This window comes from Bradyrhizobium ivorense (assembly GCF_900696085.1).
Classification (GTDB): Bacteria; Pseudomonadota; Alphaproteobacteria; order Rhizobiales; family Xanthobacteraceae; genus Bradyrhizobium; species Bradyrhizobium ivorense.
Genome location: NZ_CAADFC020000016.1, coordinates 1,153,426 through 1,172,412, shown reverse-complemented (window position 1 = coordinate 1,172,412; position 18,987 = coordinate 1,153,426). Strand labels below are relative to the sequence as shown.

19 protein-coding genes, 1 tRNA gene and 1 riboswitch are annotated in these 18,987 nt (G+C 66.3%); of the genes, 8 read left to right on the top strand and 12 right to left on the bottom strand.

The features are described 5' to 3' along the window. Positions 1-83 precede the first annotated feature (83 nt). A complete protein-coding gene (locus tag CI41S_RS25430; protein ID WP_139862043.1) occupies positions 84-857 on the top strand; it encodes an SDR family NAD(P)-dependent oxidoreductase in 774 nt (257 codons plus the stop codon). A gap of 282 nt (positions 858-1,139) precedes the next feature. On the opposite strand, the gene CI41S_RS25425 is transcribed toward CI41S_RS25430, so the two are convergent. After that, positions 1,140-2,330, bottom strand: a complete 1,191-nt coding sequence (locus tag CI41S_RS25425; protein WP_139862042.1) for an O-succinylhomoserine sulfhydrylase — start codon at positions 2,328-2,330, stop codon at positions 1,140-1,142. Between the two features lie 77 nt (positions 2,331-2,407). Further along, a riboswitch (SAM riboswitch) is annotated at positions 2,408-2,487 on the bottom strand. Between the two features lie 130 nt (positions 2,488-2,617). On the opposite strand from CI41S_RS25425, the gene CI41S_RS25420 reads away from it, so the two are divergent. From CI41S_RS25420 to CI41S_RS25405, 3 genes are all read left to right on the top strand, one after another. Further along, positions 2,618-3,724, top strand: coding sequence for a 2'-deoxycytidine 5'-triphosphate deaminase (locus CI41S_RS25420; protein WP_139486995.1), 1,107 nt, complete (start codon positions 2,618-2,620; stop codon positions 3,722-3,724). A gap of 296 nt (positions 3,725-4,020) precedes the next feature. Continuing rightward, positions 4,021-5,070 (top strand): hypothetical protein, encoded by a 1,050-nt coding sequence (locus CI41S_RS25410; RefSeq protein ID WP_139862040.1) that lies wholly within the window; start codon positions 4,021-4,023, stop codon positions 5,068-5,070. A gap of 120 nt (positions 5,071-5,190) precedes the next feature. Continuing rightward, the gene (locus tag CI41S_RS25405) at positions 5,191-6,633 is read left to right on the top strand and encodes an MATE family efflux transporter (protein ID WP_139862039.1); all 1,443 of its coding nucleotides are present in this window, start codon (positions 5,191-5,193) and stop codon (positions 6,631-6,633) included. 348 nt (positions 6,634-6,981) lie between these two features. Here the strand turns inward: CI41S_RS25405 and CI41S_RS25400 are convergent, their stop codons facing one another. The 4 genes from CI41S_RS25400 to CI41S_RS25385 all read right to left on the bottom strand — a co-directional run bounded on the left by CI41S_RS25400 (position 6,982) and on the right by CI41S_RS25385 (position 9,374). Next, positions 6,982-7,398 (bottom strand): SRPBCC family protein, encoded by a 417-nt coding sequence (locus CI41S_RS25400; protein ID WP_139862038.1) that lies wholly within the window; start codon positions 7,396-7,398, stop codon positions 6,982-6,984. Between the two features lie 132 nt (positions 7,399-7,530). Beyond that, entirely contained in the window at positions 7,531-7,890 is a 360-nt protein-coding gene (locus CI41S_RS25395; RefSeq protein ID WP_139862037.1) for a VOC family protein, read from the bottom strand. 56 nt (positions 7,891-7,946) lie between these two features. Further along, a complete protein-coding gene (locus CI41S_RS25390) occupies positions 7,947-8,786 on the bottom strand; it encodes a helix-turn-helix domain-containing protein (RefSeq protein ID WP_139862035.1) in 840 nt (279 codons plus the stop codon). Positions 8,787-8,795: 9 nt separating this feature from the next. Next, the gene (locus CI41S_RS25385; RefSeq protein ID WP_139862033.1) at positions 8,796-9,374 is read right to left on the bottom strand and encodes a methylated-DNA--[protein]-cysteine S-methyltransferase; all 579 of its coding nucleotides are present in this window, start codon (positions 9,372-9,374) and stop codon (positions 8,796-8,798) included. 239 nt (positions 9,375-9,613) lie between these two features. Between CI41S_RS25385 and CI41S_RS25380 the strand changes: the two genes are divergently transcribed. The 4 genes from CI41S_RS25380 to CI41S_RS25365 all read left to right on the top strand — a co-directional run bounded on the left by CI41S_RS25380 (position 9,614) and on the right by CI41S_RS25365 (position 13,654). Then, positions 9,614-11,089: a glycosyltransferase family protein gene (locus tag CI41S_RS25380; protein WP_244626686.1), complete on the top strand. Its 1,476-nt coding sequence runs from the start codon at positions 9,614-9,616 to the stop codon at positions 11,087-11,089. 206 nt (positions 11,090-11,295) lie between these two features. Continuing rightward, a tRNA-Gly gene (locus CI41S_RS25375) sits at positions 11,296-11,369 on the top strand. 118 nt (positions 11,370-11,487) lie between these two features. Further along, on the top strand, positions 11,488-12,654 hold the full coding sequence (locus tag CI41S_RS25370) for an NADH:flavin oxidoreductase/NADH oxidase (protein WP_139862030.1): 1,167 nt from the start codon (positions 11,488-11,490) through the stop codon (positions 12,652-12,654). A 70-nt stretch (positions 12,655-12,724) separates the two neighbouring features. Then, the gene (locus tag CI41S_RS25365) at positions 12,725-13,654 is read left to right on the top strand and encodes a dihydrodipicolinate synthase family protein (protein ID WP_139862029.1); all 930 of its coding nucleotides are present in this window, start codon (positions 12,725-12,727) and stop codon (positions 13,652-13,654) included. On the opposite strand, the gene CI41S_RS25360 is transcribed toward CI41S_RS25365, so the two are convergent. The 7 genes from CI41S_RS25360 to CI41S_RS25330 form a co-directional block, all read right to left on the bottom strand. Further along, positions 13,651-14,817, bottom strand: coding sequence for a cytochrome P450 (locus CI41S_RS25360; RefSeq protein ID WP_139862027.1), 1,167 nt, complete (start codon positions 14,815-14,817; stop codon positions 13,651-13,653). The genes CI41S_RS25365 and CI41S_RS25360 overlap by 4 nt on opposite strands. An 83-nt stretch (positions 14,818-14,900) precedes the next feature. Continuing rightward, positions 14,901-15,698 carry a helix-turn-helix transcriptional regulator gene (locus tag CI41S_RS25355; protein WP_139862026.1) on the bottom strand — a complete coding sequence of 266 codons (798 nt, stop codon included), beginning with the start codon at positions 15,696-15,698 and terminating at the stop codon, positions 14,901-14,903. Between the two features lie 123 nt (positions 15,699-15,821). Continuing rightward, positions 15,822-16,184, bottom strand: a complete 363-nt coding sequence (locus CI41S_RS25350) for a nuclear transport factor 2 family protein (RefSeq protein WP_139862024.1) — start codon at positions 16,182-16,184, stop codon at positions 15,822-15,824. Between the two features lie 93 nt (positions 16,185-16,277). Beyond that, complete coding sequence (locus CI41S_RS25345) at positions 16,278-16,598, bottom strand: cupredoxin domain-containing protein (RefSeq protein WP_139486982.1); 321 nt, start codon at positions 16,596-16,598, stop codon at positions 16,278-16,280. Positions 16,599-16,609: 11 nt separating this feature from the next. Then, positions 16,610-17,131, bottom strand: coding sequence for a DUF4142 domain-containing protein (locus tag CI41S_RS25340; protein ID WP_139862023.1), 522 nt, complete (start codon positions 17,129-17,131; stop codon positions 16,610-16,612). A 94-nt stretch (positions 17,132-17,225) separates the two neighbouring features. Beyond that, positions 17,226-17,915 (bottom strand): RNA polymerase sigma factor, encoded by a 690-nt coding sequence (locus CI41S_RS25335; RefSeq protein WP_139862022.1) that lies wholly within the window; start codon positions 17,913-17,915, stop codon positions 17,226-17,228. Positions 17,916-18,023: 108 nt separating this feature from the next. After that, positions 18,024-18,932 (bottom strand): LysR family transcriptional regulator, encoded by a 909-nt coding sequence (locus CI41S_RS25330; RefSeq protein ID WP_139862021.1) that lies wholly within the window; start codon positions 18,930-18,932, stop codon positions 18,024-18,026. Between the last annotated feature and the right edge of the window lie 55 nt (positions 18,933-18,987).

The following is an 18,987-nucleotide window of genomic DNA, read 5'->3' as shown; positions in this document are numbered from 1 at the left end:
CTCGCGCTACTACCTCTGGATTCCGGGTTCGCGACTGCGTCGCGCCCCGGAATGACGTGTGAACCTCAGGGAGGCAAACAACAATGAAGAACACGCCATTCGATCTCACCGGCCAGGTCGCCGTCGTCACCGGCTCGAGCCGCGGCATCGGCCGCGCCTCGGCCGAACTGCTGGCGAGGCTCGGCGCCAAGGTCGTGATCTCCTCGCGCAAGGCCGATGCCTGCCAGGAGGTCGCCGACGGCATCAAGAAGGCCGGCGGCGATGCGCTCGTCATCCCCTGCAACATCGCGCGCCGCAACGAGGTCGAGGCGCTGATCTCGGGGACGCTGAAGCACTACGGCAAGATCGACATCCTGGTCTGCAACGCCGCGGTCAATCCGTATTACGGCCCGCTGCTCGACATCACCGACGAGGCCTTCGACAAGATCATGGGCTCGAACGTCAAGAGCAACATCTGGCTCTCGGCGCTCGCGATCCCGCAGATGGCCGAGCGCGGCAAGGGCTCGGTCGTGATCATCTCCTCGATCGGCGGCCTGCGCGGCTCGACCGTGATCGGCGCCTACGGCATCTCGAAGGCGGCGGATTTCGCGCTGTGCCGCAGCCTCGCCGGCGAGTGGGGGCCGAAGGGCGTGCGGGTCAATTGCGTGGCGCCGGGCCTCGTGAAGACCGATTTCGCCCGCGCGCTGTGGGAGGATCCGGACAATCTGAAGCGCCGCACCGCCTCGACGCCGCTGCGCCGCATCGGCGAGCCCGACGAGATCGCCGGCGCGGTGGCCTATCTCGCCTCCGACGCCTCGACCTTCATGACCGGCCAGACCATCGTGGTCGACGGCGGCGTCACCACGGCGGCGACGTAGGGCTTGCTCACTTCGCCTCTCCCGCTTGCGGGGGAGACCGCACGATCTTGCTTGAGGCTGCACGGGAGGTGGGAGGGGCTCTCTCCCCCCTTGCGGGGGAGAGTTGGAGAGAGGGGTAAGCCACGATCACTGCCCGTGCGGCTTACCCCTCTCCCTAACCTCGAGAGCGAGCTCCGCTCGCCTCGGACCCCGCAAGGGGGGGAGGGAACCCATCCGGTGGTGCCTTCCTGACCTGTAAGCTATCGCACCAGCTCAGCTCGCTTCGCTGCTTCTACCTCAGCCTCACACCTTCTCCAGCGCGCGCGCGAGATCCTCGATCAAATCGTCGGGATGCTCCAGGCCCGCCGAGAAGCGAATAAAACCTTCGCTGATGCCGAGCTCGGCGCGGGCCTCCGGGGCGAGGCGCTGATGCGTCGTGGTCGCGGGATGGGTGACCAGGCTCTTGGAGTCGCCGAGATTGTTGGAGATGCGCGCGATCTTCAGCGCGTTGAGGCAGCGGAAGGCGCCGGCCTTGCCGTCCTTGACCTCGAAGCCGACCAGGGTCGAGCCGGCGCCCATCTGCTTCTTCACGGTGTCGGCCTGCGGATGGTCGGCGCGGCCCGGATAGATCAGCCGCGTCACCTTGGGATGCGTCGCTAAGGCCTCGGCGATCTTCGCCGCAGTGTCGGTCTGGGCGCGGACGCGGACGCCGAGCGTCTCGAGCCCCTTGAGCAGCACCCAGGCGTTGAACGGCGACAGCGACGGGCCGGTCTGGCGCATGAAATTATGGATGTGCTCGGCGATGAAGGCTTCCGACGACAGGATGATGCCGCCGAGACAGCGGCCCTGGCCGTCGATGTGCTTGGTCGCGGAATAGACCACGACGTCGGCGCCGAGCGACAGCGGGCTCTGCCAGATCGGCGTCGCGAACACGTTGTCGACGATCAGCCGCGCGCCGCCGCTGTGCGCGATCTTGGCGATCGCCGCGATATCAAGCACGTCGAGCGTCGGATTGGTCGGGCTCTCCAGGAAGAAGGTCTTGGTGTTCGGCCGCAGCGCGCGCTGCCACTGGTCGAGATCGAGGCCGTCGACCAGCGTGGTCTCGATGCCGTAGCGCGGCAGCAGGTCCTGCACCACATAGAGACACGAGCCGAACAGCGCCTTCGACGCCACCACGTGATCGCCGGCCTTCAGCGGCGCCAGGATCGCGGTGGTCACCGCGGCCATGCCGGTCGCGGTCGAGCGCGCGGCTTCCGCGCCCTCGAGCTCGATCATGCGGCGCTCGAACATCGCAATCGTCGGGTTGGAATAGCGCGAATAGATGAAGCCGGGGTCCTGGCCCTTGAAGCGCGCCTCACACTGCTCCGCGCTGTCGTAGACGTAGCCTTGGGTGAGAAACAGCCCCTCCGAGGTCTCGCCGAATTGCGAGCGCAGCGTGCCGCCATGGACCAGGCGGGTTTCAGGGCGATAGCGGGTGACTTCAGACTCAGACATGTGACCTCCGACGCGGCCGTCCCTCCGGGGAAAACGGCCACAAAAAAACCGGCCTGGAGTTGCCTCCACAAGCCGGGATCACACTGTCCCCGGCCTGTTTAGCGACTTATTTAACGTGGCTGCAAGCCGGCCGGCTCAAATCACCACGGGATAACGCTGCTGATATTCCCTCGCGCCCTTTTCGTCAAGACGGTCATCGGATAACCCGTAAAAGCCTATATCTGGGGCTTGGATGGCCGCTCAATGTATGATTTTGGGGCCATCCCGAGGGACCGAAGGACCACATCGTGTCGTTCACGCTGGAAGATGAATCCAACGGAATCCTGCCCGACCGCATGATCGCGGAGATGGCGGACGCCGGGCTGATTCTGCCCGCCTATGACTTCGTCGAGAGCCAGATCCAGCCGGCGAGCCTCGATCTGCGGCTCGGCGACATCGCCTATCGCGTCCGCGCCAGCTTCCTGCCGGGGCCCGACGCCACCGTCGCCGAGCGGATCGACGAGCTGAAGCTGCACGAGATCGACCTGTCCGACGGCGCGGTGCTGGAGACCAACTGCGTCTACATCGTGCCGCTGCTGGAAAGCCTGGCGCTGCCGCCGGAGATCGTCGCCGCCGCCAACCCGAAGAGCTCGACCGGGCGGCTCGACGTCTTCACCCGCGTGATCGCCGACGGCACTCGCCGCTTCGACATGATCGGCGCCGGCTATCACGGCCCGCTCTATGCCGAGATCAGCCCGAAGACCTTTCCGGTGCTGCTGCGCGAGGGTTCGCGATTGAGCCAGGTGCGCTTCCGGATCGGCGAAGCCATCCTCAGTGCCGACGAGCTCGAAGCGCTGCATGCCGCCGAACGCCTGGTCGACATCGACAATGCCGATCTCGCGGAAGGCGTAGCGCTGTCGGTCGATCTCTCCGGAGAGAATTCCAACGGTTTTGTCGGCTACCGCGCCAAGCGCCACACCGGCGTGGTCGACGTCGACCGCCGCGCCGGCTATCCGGTCGATGACTTCTGGGAGCCGATCAAGGCGCGCCCCGACGGCAGCCTGATCCTCGATCCCGGCGAGTTCTACATCCTGGCCTCCAAGGAAGCCGTGCAGGTGCCGCCGGATTACGCCGCGGAGATGGTGCCGTTCGATCCGCTGGTCGGCGAATTCCGCGTCCACTATGCCGGCTTCTTCGATCCCGGCTTCGGCTATGCCGGCGCCGGCGGTAAGGGCGCGCGCGCCGTGCTCGAAGTGCGCTCGCGCGAGGTGCCGTTCATCCTCGAGCACGGCCAGATCGTCGGCCGCCTGGTCTATGAGCGCATGCTCGAGCGTCCCGATGCGCTCTACGGCCAGCGCATCGGCTCGAACTACCAGGCCCAGGGCCTGAAGCTCTCCAAGCATTTTCGCGTGTAAGAAAATTCCGTAGCCCGGATGAAGCGCAGCGAAATCCGGGGCTGCTGTGTCGGCGGATGCACCTGCCCCGGATTGCGCTTCGCTCCATCCGGGCTACGATTGTGCGTCAATTCCCTCCGCTGTCATTCCCCGCGAAAGCGGGGAATCCAGTACGCTGCGGCTTCTCGATCGATAACGACTGGCTCTGGAATACTGGATCGCCCGATCAAGTCGGGCGATGACACCGAATGTGTGTTGGTTGCGCCGGCTCTCTTGCGATGACACACTTGAGCAAAAGCAACACATCGGGAGCGAACATGACCGCAGGCGAGAGCGCACACGAGGCGCAATGGCGGAAATGGCGCAGCGTCGCCGATCTCTATCATGCCTTCTTCACCGGCCTGATCCTCACCGTGGTGACGCGGCGCGGCACGGCTGACGCGGCCGAGTTCGTGTTCCGGGTGTTTCGCCGCCAGCAGCAGGAGCGCTTCCTGCCCGGCTTGAAGAAGCTCGGCCTCGATCATCTGCCGCCGGCGGTCGCCGCCGCGCGGTATCACTACCTCTCCAACTGGATCGGCGGCGTGCATGTGGAATACATGGTTGAGACCGACCGCAAGGCCTGGATCCGCTATCCGCCGCCGCGCTGGATCTGGAAGGGCACCGCGATCTGCGGCGTGCCGGGCGAGGTCTCGCGCGCGATGCTGCGCGGCTGGCACGCCAATAACGGCGCAGCCCTCGGCGACCTCAGGCTCGGCTTCGTCTGCACCAAGCAGAGCGTCGACGGGCAGGACGGGCTCGAGGGCTATTACTGCGAATACGATCATCCGCTCGAGCTCGACCAGCGTCTCGTCTTTGCGCGGCATCTCGAGGCGCCGCACTTTGATCCGGCGAGCGCGCCGGCGCTGCCGGTCGACAGCTGGCCGAAGCCGCGGCTGGAGAAGGCCTATCGCAACTATGCGATGGAATACGTGAAGACGGCGGCGCCGATCATGGTGCAGGTGTTCGGCCCGGAGGATGCGCGCTATCTGCTGCATCTCACCGGCAAACTGATTGGCATGCAGTATTTCGACGAGGTGGCGCAGGCACTCGGCGGCAGCCGCGGCCGTGCGGCGGAATTTGCCGCGTTCCTGCGCGCGCTTTTCGAGGCGCAGGATGATGTCGCCGAGATCAGCGCGTCAGAAGGCCAGTTCGAAATCCGCCAGCAGGGCTGGAAGCTGATGGCCGATGTCGCCGATTATCATCCGGCCTGCGCCAGCGTGCTGACCGGGCTGTTCGAGGGTCTGGCGGCCGGCTGCGGACGGCATATTCCGGTGCATTTGAAGCCGAATGGCGCTGCCACCGCGCCGCTGCTCTGGTCGATCGGCTAGGCTTCGGGTTCACCTGCAATCACGCAGGCCCCCCTTGCGTCCCGCGCACGTGGAATCGGCCGCCACCATGGTAGGGAAACACCGTGGCGCGGCGCCAGAAGATCGCGCGCGGGAGAGCAGATGTCCGATCTCGGCCTCGCCGAAATACCTGTCGACGAAGCCGAGCGGCCGCTGCCGCCGCCGGTCAGCAAACCCGCGCGCAACAAGCTGCTCGACGGGCCGATCCTGCGCACGCTGCTGTGGTTGGCCTGGCCGAACGTGATCGCGCTGTCCGCCGGCACCTGTGTGGTGATCGCGGAGACCTCCTATATCGGCCGGCTCGGTGTCGAGTCGCTCGCGGCGATGGCGCTGCTGTTTCCCTGCGTCATTCTCACCATGACGATGTCGGGCGGCGCCATGGGCGGCGGCGTCGCATCGTCGATCGCGCGTGCGCTCGGTGCCGGCGACGTCGAGCGCGCCTCGACGCTCGCGGCGCATGCGCTGCTGATCGGACTGTGCTTCGGCCTGACATTCATGCTGGGCATGCTGATCTTCGGGCCGCGCCTGCTCGAACTGCTTGGCGGCCGCGGCAATGTGCTGGCGCAGGCGATCGGCTATTCGCAGATCTTCTTCGGCGGCGCCGTGCTGCCCTGGCTGATGAACACCATGGCCGCGATCCTGCGCGGCACCGGCAACATGAAGCTGCCCTCGACCATGATCCTGTCGTCCGCGTGCTGGCAGATCATCCTGGGCGGCACGCTCGGACTCGGGCTCGGCCCGGTGCCGCAGTTCGGAATGCGCGGCGTCGCCGTCGGCTCCCTGATCGCCTATTCGATCAGCATCAGCGTGATGGGCTGGTATCTGTTCTCGGGCCGCGCCCGCGTCGTGCCGAAGCTTCGGGGATTGCGGGTGCAGTGGGCGATGTTCATCGACATTCTCAAGGTCGGTGCCATCTCCTGCTTCTCGCCGCTGCAATCGGTTCTGACCATCTCGATCTTCACCCACATGCTGGCGCAGTTCGGCACCGCGGTGCTGGCCGGCTACGGCATCGGCGCGCGGCTCGAATTCATGCTGACCTCGGTCGCGTTCGCCGTCGGCATCGCCTCGGTGCCGATGATCGGCATGGCGGTCGGCGCCGACCGCATCGCGCGCGCCCGGCGGATCGCCTGGACCGCCGGCACGGTGTCATTTCTCTCGGTGGGCGTGATCGGCAGTCTGATCGCAATCTTCCCCGATCTCTGGGTCAACCTGTTCACCAATGATCCGCATGTGCGGACCACCAGCCATCAGTACCTGTCGACCGCCGCGCCGATGTACGCCTTCATCGGGCTTGCGATGTCGATGTATTTCTCGTCGCAGGGCGCAGCCAAGGTGGTCGGTCCGGTGCTGGCGCAGACTGCGCGGCTGATCTTCATCTGCGCCGGCGGCTGGTGGCTGTCGACCCATGAGGCGAGCGCGCAAAACTTCTTCGCACTCGCCGCCGCCTCGATGGGCGTGCTTGGCGTGATGTCTTGCCTCAGCGTGGTCCTGACCCGCTGGGGCAAGCCCGCGCCGATCGCCAAGGTGCAGCCGGCGCTCTCTTGAGCAATCCTGGCCCACCATCCTGAGAGGATATGAGGCTATCTCCTCATCCACGGCTGTCATCGCCCGGCTTGACCGGGCGATCCAGTACGCCGCGGCCCATCGGCTCAAGCACTGCGGCCTCTGGAATACTGGATCACCCGCATCCGCGGGTGATGACACTGAGCAAACAGAGCAACTCAGTCCCGTCATCCTGAGGTGGCCGCTTCTTTAGCGGCCCTCGAAGGATGCACGGCCCAGATGCTTCAACATGCTCGTGGATGAAGCGGAGGCCGTCGACCCTTCGAGACGGCCGCTGAAGAAGCGGCCTCCTCAGGGTGACGGTGACAGAGTTGTTCCGATCGGGCCGCGCTACGCGGCGCTCTTCGCCTTCGCGGATTGCGCCAGCGCTTTCTGCATCGCGGCTGCGCCGAGGTCCATCTGCGCGTCGATGTAGGATGCGATCTCGTTCGGCAGCACGTCGGTGATCCACACCATGCGGCAGCGCCCGTCGCCCTCGGCGAATACCTGGGCCGAGGCCGAGTGCTGCGTCAGGCGCTCGCTCTTGATCGCATAGACCAGCCGTCGCCGGCTGTCGTTGCAATCGACCAGCGTTTCGCGCGCCACCGAGCCGTTGGCAAAGGTGACGATGCGCGCATCGCCGTCGAGCTTGCTGTCGGTCACGAAGCCCGGCGCCAGCCGCGTATGCACCGCGCCGAAATCGCGCAACGCGTCCCAGACCTGGTCGGCCGGTGCGTCGATGGGAATGTCCTTGTAGATGGAAGCCATGGTTTGATCCTTTGTGATGTGGAAGACCGTCATTGCGAGGAGCGAAGCGACGAAGCAATCCATCCTTCCACGCGTGCGGAGCGATGGATTGCTTCGCTTCGCTCGCAATGACGGAACACGAGCAGCGGCTCCTTACCCGCACACTGCCTCGACATTGTTGCCGTCGGGATCGATCAGGAACGCGGCGTAATAGGTCGGGCTGTAGTCCTTGCGGTGACCCGCCGCGCCATTGTCCTTGCCGCCCGCCTTCACGCCTGCGCTATGGAATTGCTTGATCGCGTCGTGATCGGGCGCGCGGAAGGCGATGTGGGCGTCACCGGCCTTTTTGCCCTTGTCCAGATAGAGCCAGAGCGCCGGTGCGTCCTTCGGGCCGAAGCCGGCGCCGCTGTCGTCGCGGGAACATAGTACGAAGCCGAGCGGCGCCAGCGCTGCCGTGTAGAAGCGCACGCTGGCGTTGAGATCGGCGACGTGCAATCCGATGTGATCGTACATGAATGGCTCTCCAGAGTTTAGCGCGTCGGTGAACGCGCGGCCTGGAGCAACCCTAGCTATTGCAGCGCGAGACGTTCTTGGAAAATCTTGCGGTCGCCGCGCGAGGCCTGGCGGAACTTGAGCGGCGGGGCGCCGGCAGCGCGATGGAAGCTGCGCACGAAATTGGAGAGGTCGCCGAAGCCGACGTCATAGGCGATGTCGGTGATCGGGCTGTCGTCGTCGGCAAGCCGGCGCGCCGCGTGGCGCAGCCGCGAGCGCACCAGATATTGATGCGGGGTGACGCCGAGCACGGCGGAAAACAGCCGCAGGAAATGGAAGGTGCTGAGGCCGGCCTGCACCGCGGCGTCGTCGAGATCGATGGCGCGGTGCGAATTGGCGTCGATCCACAGCGCCGCCTCCACCGCGCGGCGGCGGTCGCGCAGATTGGCGGTGAGCGGCTTTGCCGTGCGATCGGACACCAGCTCGACCAGGCGGCTGGCCAAAAGGTGGCCGATCTCGTCGAGCCCGACATCGCTGTTGCCAGCTGCCGCCGTTTGCGCGAGCTCGCCGAGCACCATCAGTTCGGGTAGCGGCGGCACCGAGACGATCTGCCAGACCGCGGCGCGGTCGCCGATCGTCTCCACCAGCTCCGGATCGAGGAAGAACGACAGGCACTCGTCGCCGACCACGTGGTCATGGGTGCAGGTGTATTCGTCGCCGGGATGGCCGACCAGGATCGAGCCTGTCACCAGTTCGTGGAAGCGGCCGCGGCAATGGCAGCCAAAGCTGCCCTTGCGGACATACGACACCGAATGGCTGAGGAATTGCTCGGCGAATGGCTTGTCGCCGGGCTCCGCGGTGCAGCGAAACTCGGTCACCGAAATGCGCTCGCGCTGCAGCAGCGGGGTGCGGTTCATGCCCCAGATTTAGGGATGGGGTCGTGGTGGCGCAACCGGCAGCAGAACGTCGAACAAGGTCTTGCTCGTGATGGTTCGCGCGCCCTCGATCGAGAGCAGCCGCCGCTTGGAGATGCTGCCGCCGTTCGGCGAGATCCGGTCGGCATAATTGCCGGCCTCGAGCACGCGATGGCAGGGCACGATGATCATGAAGGGATTGCGGCCGATCGCCTGCGCCACTGAATAGACCGCGCCGGAGACGCGCAAGGCGCTCGCCACCTCGTCATAGGTGCGCGTTTCGCCGCGGGGAATGCTGCGGACAAACTGGTAGACGCGCTGGTTGAAGGCCGGGATGCCGGTCATGTCGAGCGCCACGCCGCTCAGATCGCCGTTGCCGCCGCGCAACGTTGCGGCGATGCCCTCGATCGCCGTCTCGATCTCTTCAGGCGGCCGCAGCTCGCGCGCATCGGGATAGAGCTGGAACAGCCGCTTGCGGGTCTCGATCTCGCGAAGTTCGGGAAGTTGCACGCCGACGACGCCAAGCTCGCCCCATGCGATGCCGCATCGGCCGACCGCCGTGTCGAAAATGGTGTACCCACGCCCCGCCATGACGCCACCAACCCCACAGGCAGGATCATAACACCCTTGCCGTCGCGCGCATCCGGAATCTTGACGCTCGGTTAACGATGACGGCGGTTCCTGGCCATCAGGCAACCTCCGATGCGCAAGTTTCGGTCACACATCCTAAAGGCTTTCGACGCTATCTGTTCGGCAACATGCTGCTCCCTGACGCAATCGACGGAACACTGACGACAGCGGGCGCTCATTCGGCGCCCGGCCGTGAAGGCGTGGCTGGACTATCGATCCGGCGTGTGCACCCGCTGGCGGCGATGCTGGTGTTGGCGCTGACGGTCCGCGTGGCGCTCGCCTTCTGGCCCACCGTCATGTATCCCGATGAGGTCTTCCAATACCTTGAGCCGGCGTGGCGGATGCTCGGCCACGACAGCATCGTCACATGGGAGTGGCGTGAAGGCATTCGCGGCTGGTTCCTGCCGACACTGTTGGCCGGTCCGGTCGCGCTGGGTGACTGGATTGCGCCGGGCGGCGCCGGCGCTTTCGTGGTGCCGCGTCTGGTGGCCGCGCTGTTGTCGCTGTCGATCGTGGTCAGCGCCTGGTTCATTGGCGCGCGGGTCTCGCGCACCCACGCCATCATCGCGGCATTCGCTGCCGCGATCTGGTTCGAGTTGATCCTGCTCGCTCCGCACACCTTGGGTGAGCCGCTCGCGACCGCGCTGATCGTGCCGGCGGCGCTGCTGTTGACCAACGGCCCGTCGCAGCAGCGGCTGGTCATCGGCGGCGCGTTGCTGGCGACCGCCTTTGTCTGCCGCTTTCAGTATGCGCCGGCGATCGCCGTGCTCGCGCTCGGGACATGCTGGACCGCATGGCGAAATCTGATTCCGCTGGTCGCCGGCGGGCTGCTCGCGCTGCTGTTCGCCGGCGTGATCGACATCGCGCATGGCGCGGTGCCGTTCGGCTGGCTGATCGGCAATATCGCGCAGAACCTCTATCATGATCGCGCGGCCGATTTTGGCGTGTCGCCGCCTTCGGCCTATCTCGTCAACTTCCTGGTCGTCTGGTCGGCGGCGATCGTGCTGCCGCTCGCCGCGATCTGGCGCGGCCGGCGGCACGCACCGCTGTTGCTGGCAGTGGCGCTCGTGAACCTGGTCTTTCACAGCCTGATCGCGCACAAGGAATACCGCTTCATCTTTCTGTCGGTGGTGCTGTTCACCATCGTGGCGGCGTTGGGATCGGCCGACTGGGTGCAGGCGCTGCGCGCGCGGCGCGCATGGCGTCCGTTCGCGCTGCCGATCATCGCCGGCGGCTGGGTGCTGGTGTCCGCGATGCTGGCCGGCGCCAGCGAGCCGATGCGCGACTACTGGACGCGCGGTATCGGTGCCGCGCGGCTCGCCGCGGAACTGCGCAGCGATCCGGAGCTCTGCGGCCTCGCGCTTTACGATATCCGTTTCCAGCTCTTCCCCGGGCGGGACCGCCTGGCCGGCGCATCGCCGCTCTACGCGCTGCAGGCCGCCGACCCGATTGCGCAGGGCCGCCTTCCGGCGCTGCTGCGGGCGAGCCGGCCGGCCTTCAACCGCATCCTTGCGCGCCCCGACGCGGCAGGCGAACTGCCGGCGGATTTCTCACCGCGCAGCTGCACCCGCGTCGGCAATGCCGATGCCTGCATCTACGCGCGCCGCGGCAGCTGCGATGCATCCGCCGCCGCGCCCTTTGCCATCAACGACGTGCTGGTGCGGCTCGGTCACTAGAGCATGATCCGGAAAAGTGCGAAGCAGTTTTCCGAAAAGATCATGCTCAAACAAAGGGCTAAAGCGCGATGATGGTTCAACCTGATCTCATCGCGCTTTAGAAGGGCCGGCCCGCGACGGAAATGAATGCGCGCTTGATCCTGCGCCGCCGCCCGGGCTATGGTCCGCCGGGTCCGGGCCGGACAAGTCCGACCCGATTTGCGATCGCGGGCGTAGTTCAATGGTAGAACGGCAGCTTCCCAAGCTGCATACGAGGGTTCGATTCCCTTCGCCCGCTCCAATCCCCAACCTTGCATGCATTCGCCTCTGATCGCCTGCGCTGTCGCGTGCCTTGCGGCGAATTGGCGAGCCGCTTAGCTTGCCGGCATCGTTTCCGCTCCACCCTCCCGCAGGTCCCGATGTCGCAGCCGCTTCTGTTTCAGCCGATCACGCTTGCCGGCGTGAGCTCCCGAAACCGCATCCTGATTTCGCCGATGTGCCAGTATTCCGCGACCGACGGCATCGCCGGCGACTGGCATCTCGTGCATCTCGGCAAGTTCGCGCAGGGCGGCGCCGGGCTCGTGATGGTCGAGGCAGCGGCGGTCACCGCCGAGGGCCGCATCACCCATGGCGACGTCGGGATCTGGAATGACGCGCAGATCGCCCCGCTCGCGCGCATCGCCGCGTTCCTGAAGGACAACGGCGCGGTGCCGTCGATCCAGCTCGCGCATGCCGGCCGCAAGGCCAGCATGCAGCGACCCTGGTACGGCAATGCCGCGCTCGATGCCGCCGACCACGCCCGCGGCGATTTGCCGTGGCGGACGGTGGCGCCGAGCGCGATCCCGATGGATGAGGGCTGGCTGATGCCGCACGCGCTCGACGTCAACGAGCTCGCTGCGCTGCGCGAGCAGTGGCGGCGCGCCACGCTGCGCGCGGTGGAGGCCGGCTTCGAATTCGTCGAGGTGCATTGCGCGCACGGCTATCTGCTGCACGAATTCCTCTCGCCGCTGTCGAACCGCCGCACCGATGCCTATGGTGGCGACCGCGCCGGGCGGATGCGCTATCCGCTGGAGATCATCGAGACCGTGCGCGCCGCCTGGCCGGCGGAGCGGCCGCTGTCGGTGCGGATTTCCTCGGTCGACGGCGTCGAAGGCGGCATCGTGCTCGAGGATCAGATTGCGTTTGCCCGCGAAGCCAAGGCGCGCGGCGTCGACCTGATCGACTGCTCGTCCGGCGGCCTGCTCGGCTCGGCCACCGCGGCGCGGATTCCGCGCGGCTACGGCTTCCAGGTGCCCTATGCCAGCGAGATCCGCCGCGCGGCCGATATCGCCACCATCGCGGTCGGCCTGATCCTGCATCCGCAGCAGGCCGAAGACGTTCTGGCCAACGGCCACGCCGATCTGGTCGCGATCGGCCGCGAGGCGCTGTTCGATCCGAACTGGCCGCTGCATGCCGAGCTTGCGCTCGGCGGCGGAAGCGGCGAGGTTTTCGCCTCCTGGCCGAAGCAATACGGCTGGTGGCTGGAGCGGCGCGAGCCGGGCCTGCGCAAGCTCGACGGGCCCGCGCTGCCGTTCCGTAGTGCATGATCCGGAAAAGTGTGAAGCGGTTTTCCGAAAAGATCATGCTCAAGTAAGTCAATCGCAAGCGAGGTTCGACATGACATCTCCGGCACAACGTTCCTACCGCGGCGTCTTCCCGGTCGCGCCGACCATCTTCGATGCCAGCGGCAATCTCGATCTCGACGGGCAGCGCCGCTGCATCGATTTCATGATCGATGCCGGCTCGCACGGCATCTGCATCCTCGCCAATTTCTCAGAGCAGTTCGTGCTGACCGACGCCGAGCGCGAGACGGTGATGCATGCGGTGCTCGAGCATGTCGCCGGCCGGATTCCCGTCATCGTCACCACGACGCATTTCTCGTCGGCGGTATGCGCCGCGCGCAGCCGGCAGGCGCAGGCCGCGGGCGCCGCGATGGTGATGATCATGCCGCCGTATCACGGCGCGACGTTTCGCGTCCCGGAAGCGAGCATCTACGAATTCTATCGCGTGGTGTCGGATGCCATCGGCATCCCGATCATGATCCAGGACGCGCCGGTGGCCGGCACGCCGCTCTCGGTCGATTTCCTGGCGCGGATGGCGAACGAACTCGCCAATGTCAGCTATTTCAAGATCGAGGTACCGATGGCGGCGGCAAAGCTGCGCGGCCTGATCGAGAAGGGCGGCAGCGCGATCGAGGGGCCGTGGGACGGCGAGGAGGCGATCACGCTGATGGCCGATCTCGACGCCGGCGCCACCGGCGCGATGACCGGCGGCGGCTATCCCGACGGCATCCGCCAGATCATCGACCCGTTCTTCGCCGGGCGCCGCGACGAGGCGATGGCCGCCTATGCGCGCTGGCTGCCGCTGATCAACTACGAGAACCGGCAATGCGGGCTATCGGCCTGCAAGGTGCTGATGCGCGAGGGCGGCGTCATCAAGTCGGACATGGTGCGCCACCCGCTGCAGCCGCTGCACCCGGCGACGCGTGCCGGCCTGATCGAGATCGCGAAATCGCTCGATCCGGTCGTGCTGCGCTGGGGCCGCTAATCCCACTGTACCGGCAGATCCAATAGCCCGCGGAACGCCCAGCCACCGATCCGCGGCGGCTTGCCCTCGACCAGCCGCAAATTCTTCAGCCGCGTGAAGATCAGCGGCAGCGCGACATCGGCGACCATGGCGCGCGAGGCCCAGGCGCCGGCGCAAAAATGCGGGCCGGCGCCGAACGCGATGCTCTTGCTGGCGTCGCGGCGCACGTCGAAGGCGTCGGGCCGCTCAAAATGCTTCTCGTCGCGGTTGGCCGAGCCGAACATCAGGAACACGCGCTCATTGGTCTCGAACGCGACGTCGCGGATGGTCCAGGGCTTTGCGATCCGCCGCGGCGACATCCCGATCGGCGAGATCCAGCGGGCATATTCCTCGAACACCTGCAGCCACGGGATCGCGCCGCTGGTCGCAAGCTGAAGCTGGTCGGGATGGGTCAGCAGCGCCCACACCGCGCCCGCGATCGCATCGCGCGGCTCGTTCTGGCCGCCTGAGATCGCGAGCTTGATGTTGGCACGCACGCTTTCCATCGGCATGTCGGTCTGCAGCATCACGCCGAGCAGGCTGAGATCGGGCGTCCTGCGCAGCACTGGGACCATGTCGTCGATCGCGGCATCGATCCCGGAGGTCGCCGCATGACAGCGCGCCTCCACGGCGGGATCGCCGACATAGTTGGCAATGCCGTCAATCATGCCCTGCGACCAGGCATTCATGTCCTGGAAGCGCATGTTGGTGAGGCCGGTGATCGACTTCAGGCATTCGGCCGAGAACGGCAGCGCGAAGGCCCGCACGAAATCGACCACGCCGCCGGGCGTCAGGTCGTCGAGAATACGCGTCGCATGTCCCTCGAACTGCGCGGTCCAGTGCGATCGCACGGTTTTCGGCGAGATCGCCGGGAAGATCGCCTTGCGCTCGTTCATGTGCGCATCGCCGTCCTTGCGCATCATGTTGTGGCCCATCAATTTGTTCATCAGGCCTTCGGGCTGGTGCGACGAGAACACGTCGATCTGCTTTTCCGAGACGAAGATGTCGTCGCGGCTGCACAGCAGCGTGCTGCCGAGCTGCGGCACGAAGGCGATCGGCGCCTCCTTGCGCATCCGCGCCAGCGCCGGGTAGGGGTCCTGCCAGAACGCAGGTACGTCGATGTCGAAACGGGGGGCGGTGCTCACGGCGTGGTCCTTTGTCTCGCCGCAGGATAGTCCAGCCGAACGGGGATTTCTGTCCCCACGCCTTGGGACAGGCCGGGCGCTCTTCAGTTCAGCGGCCGGGACGACGCCACCAGGCGCAACGCGATCGCGAACAGCTCGTTCTGCGAGGAGATGCCGAGCTTGTCATAGGCGCGCTTGCGATAGGTGAGGGCGGAGTGCAGGCCGATCCCGAGCTCGGCCGCGATCGCTTCGGAGCTGAAGCCCGAGAGGATGCGCAGACAGACCTCCTTCTCGCGCGCGGTCAGTCTGGCGAGTTGCTCGGCGGTCGCGAACAGCGTCTTCAGCCGGGCCATCGGATCGCGGTCCGGCGCTTCGTCGCACTGGAAATGCCGCGCGACCGCCGCGCTCACCGCCGGTGCCACCGCGGTCAGGCGCGCGATCTGCTCCCGCGTGAACCGGCCCTGTTCGGTGATGCGATAGAAATTGACATAGAAGCAGGTGTCGCCGGTCCAGATCGCGGAGGCGAACTTGTCGACGATGTCGGAATCGTCGAAGAAGATCTTGCGGTAGCCGTCGCTGTACATGCGGCGGGCGAAATTCGGCAGCACGATCGGCGCGGCCCGCGCCTGTCCCTCGAACACCGCATCACGGTTCGGATCGGCCTGGTGAAAATGCTCGGAATAGGCGATGCCGAGGTCGCGTCCGGTCGGGATGTTGCCGACGTCGAGCAGGCACGCCGCCGAGCGCGGGCCGGCAAACGAGAACACCATGCAGTGGCCGACATCGGCGACGCGGCGCAGTGTGCCGATCAGCGCCTGCGGAAAGCTGTCGCGGCCGATCGCGAGCAGCGCCGGCGTAATGTCGCTGACGACATCAGGCGTGAAGGCGCGAGCTGCCTTCATGGTATCCTCCCTTTGGTTTCGGGAAGAGTATCAGCGACATCGCCGCCGTGGAAGCGGGGCGGGAAGCCCATGCCTTCGTCATTCCGGGCTCTCGCTTCGCGAACCCCGGAATGACGGGAGGCCTCAGGCGCCCGGCACCTGGTCCAGGAAGCCGGTGATGCTCCTGATCCGGCCCTCCTTCAGCACCGCGAAGTCGGTGCCCTTGATCGGGCTGTCGACGCCGTCGGGGCCGAGGCCCCAGGAGAAGCGGACGTGGTCGCCGAAGCCGTTCGGCTCGCCGAGCAGCTTGAAGCGGAAGTCGGGAAACTTCTGCTGCACGCCCGCGATCAGCGCGTCGACGCCTTCATGGCCGTCGCCGCTGATCAGCGGGTCGATATAGCGCGCATCCGCGGTCCAGCTCTCGCTCAGCAGCTCGCGGCGCCGGCTCGGCGTCCGCTCGTTCCAGAGCTCGATATAGCGGCGGGCGATGGTTGCGTGGTCGGTCATGGCTGTCTCCTTCGATGCTGCCGGATGGTTCGGCTGTCCGGACTATCGAAGGTTCGCAGCGTTCGATCGATTACCTCGCAGGTCATCGCGGCGTTACGGTGCGATCTTCAGCACCGCTTTCATGTTGGGATGGTAGCGGCAAAAATAATCGACCGTGCCGGCCTTGCTCAGCACCGAGGTGACGGTCTTCTTCGGCGCGATCGTCACGTCGAAGTCGCCATTCTTCGCTGTCGCGGTGTGGGCAAGGACGTCCTTGTTGATCCATTCGATGGTGTCGCCGACCTTGGCCGATACCTCGGCCGGCGAGACCACGAGATTCTCCATCACGATCTGGATGGTGGCTGCATGTGCCGGGACCGCCAGCGCGCCGAGCGCCAGCAGGACCAGCGTCGTGAGATGGCGTCCTGGCGACATGCGTTTTCCTCCTACTTCAGGCTGGCCGCGACGTGCTCGGCATGCTGCTGGTGGCCCTGGAAAAGCTTGAGGCCGGTCTGCAACAGGCTCTTCAGCTCGGGGTTGCTCGCGGAGGGGATCAGCTGGGTTTCGAGCGCGCTGTTGACGGCCTTGTGGTAGGCGACCTCGTTGGCGATGTAGGCCTTGTCGTACTCCGCGCCCTTCAGCTTGCCGAGCTCGGCAAGCTTGTCGGCGGCCTGCTTGGACAGCGTCTTGCTGGTGTCGTTGTCCTCCGGCGTCACCTTCAGCTTCTTGACGAGGTCGAGCGCCTGCTTGTTCACGGCCTCATGGTCGCGCGCCATGTCCTGGGCGAACGCCTTGACCTCCTTGCTGGAGGCCTTCGACTCGGCCTGCTTGGCGGCGTTGATGTCGATCACCCCGGCGGTATAGGCGATATGGGCGATCTGCGGATCGGTCGGCTTCGCGCCCTGTGCGAGCGCGGCGCTGCCGAGCAGGCTCAGCGCGGCGACGGCGATGCTCAATCGAACGAACATGGTTTGACACTCCTGTGGCGTCCGGCGGCAAGCCGGCGCGTGGTTGATTGCACAGGGATTGGATGGCGCGGCCGCGCAGAGGTTCCCGAAAATCTTACGCGCCGTAGCCGAGCCGTTTCAGCACCGCCTCGGTCAGCCGCTCGCAGCGCCGGCCGGCGAAGGGAAAGGCCTCCAACACGATCGGGCCGATCTTTCGCTCGACATTGTCACGAAGCATGGCGCGGGCGCGGTGCAGCCGCGTCTTCACGGTCTCCGGCTTGAGATCGAGGATGTCGGCGGTTTCCTCGACATTCATGCCTTCGATCACGCGGGTGATGAAGACGAGGCGGAAAGCCTCGGGCAACTCGTCGATCGCGTGCTCGACGACATGCTGAATCTCGCGCTGGGCCATGGAGCGTTCCGGATCGTCTGCTGACGAAAGGGGAAACTGGATGATTTGCGCTTCGTGACCGCCTTGCCGCAACTCGGACCATTCGACGCTGGCCGGCCTGCGGCGCACCCGGCCGAGCGCCTCGTTCATCGCGATCCGCGACAGCCAGGTCGACAGGCTGGACTCGCCGCGAAACTGGTCGAGATGGGTGAAGGCGCGGACATAGGTGTCCTGCACCACGTCCTCGGCCTCGCTGTCGTTGCGCAGGATGCCGCGGGCGAGGCGGAACAGCCGGCGATTGTTCGCCTGCATGATGGCGCGGACCGCGGCCTCGTCGCGGGCCAGCGCGCGCCGCACCAGTTCGGTGTCTGCTGCGCCGATCGGCAGAACGGTCGTTACCTGGGCCTGACGCATGGCGGGGTCACCCTCACTGATCACGAGATACGGTCATTGGATGCGGCTGACACGAACAGGTTCCCGAGAAAATCAGTGCCCGGCCGGAAAATCGACCGCGCCGGAGCCTTACGGCTTGATATAGGCCTCGGGATCGCCGCGCGCATGGGTCTCCATGGCGTCGAGGAAGCAGCGCACTTTGGCCGGGACGAATTGTCGCGCCGGCAGCAGCGCATGCACGTTGAGCGGCTCGCAGGCGTGGTCCGGCAGCAGCCGCCGCAACTCGCCGGCTGCCACCGCGACGCGGGCGTAGGCCGCTGTCACCCGCAGCACGCCATGGCCGGCGAGCGCGGCCTGCAGGCGGACATGGGCGTTCGATGAGGTGAGGCGCGCGTGGTCGACCGCGAGATGCTCGACCGCGCCGCCGGGCGCGGTGATCGCCCATGGCGGATCGCTGGGGCCGGTCAGCAGCGGCAGCTTCCGTAAGTGATCCAGCGTGCGCGGCTCGCCGAACCTCTCGAGCAGCGCCGGCGCCGCGAACAGGCCGCGCTCCAGGGTGAAGACGCGGCGGATCACGATGCCGGCCGCCGGCAGCGGCGCCTCCAGCATCGCGAACACGATGTCGTAGTTCTCGGCGACGGGGTTGACGATGTCGTGCTCGACATCGATCCGGATCGAAAGCTCCGGATAGCGGCTCATCACCGCGCAGGCCACCGGCCCGGCGTGATGCGCGCCGAATTCGTAGGGCGCCTTGATGCGCAGCGTGCCGGCGACCGCGCTGCTCATCGCCAGCGCCTCGCTGTGGGTGTCGTGCAGCGCGGCGAACAGCGGGCGCACCTTGCGATAGATCGTCTCGCCGGAATCGGTCAGCCGCAGATGCCGCGTGGTGCGCTCGATCAGCCGCAGCCCGAGATTGGCCTCCAGTCGCTGCACTGCAGCACTGAGGCTCGATTTTGGATGTCCGAGCACCCGCGCGGCCGCGGTGAAGCCGCCGTGCTCGACAACCTCGCAAAACAGCTCCCAATCGCGCCACTCCATGGCCGATTGTCCATCCAGCGGTACAGTGTGTCCAGCCAAATCGGATTATCCGGGC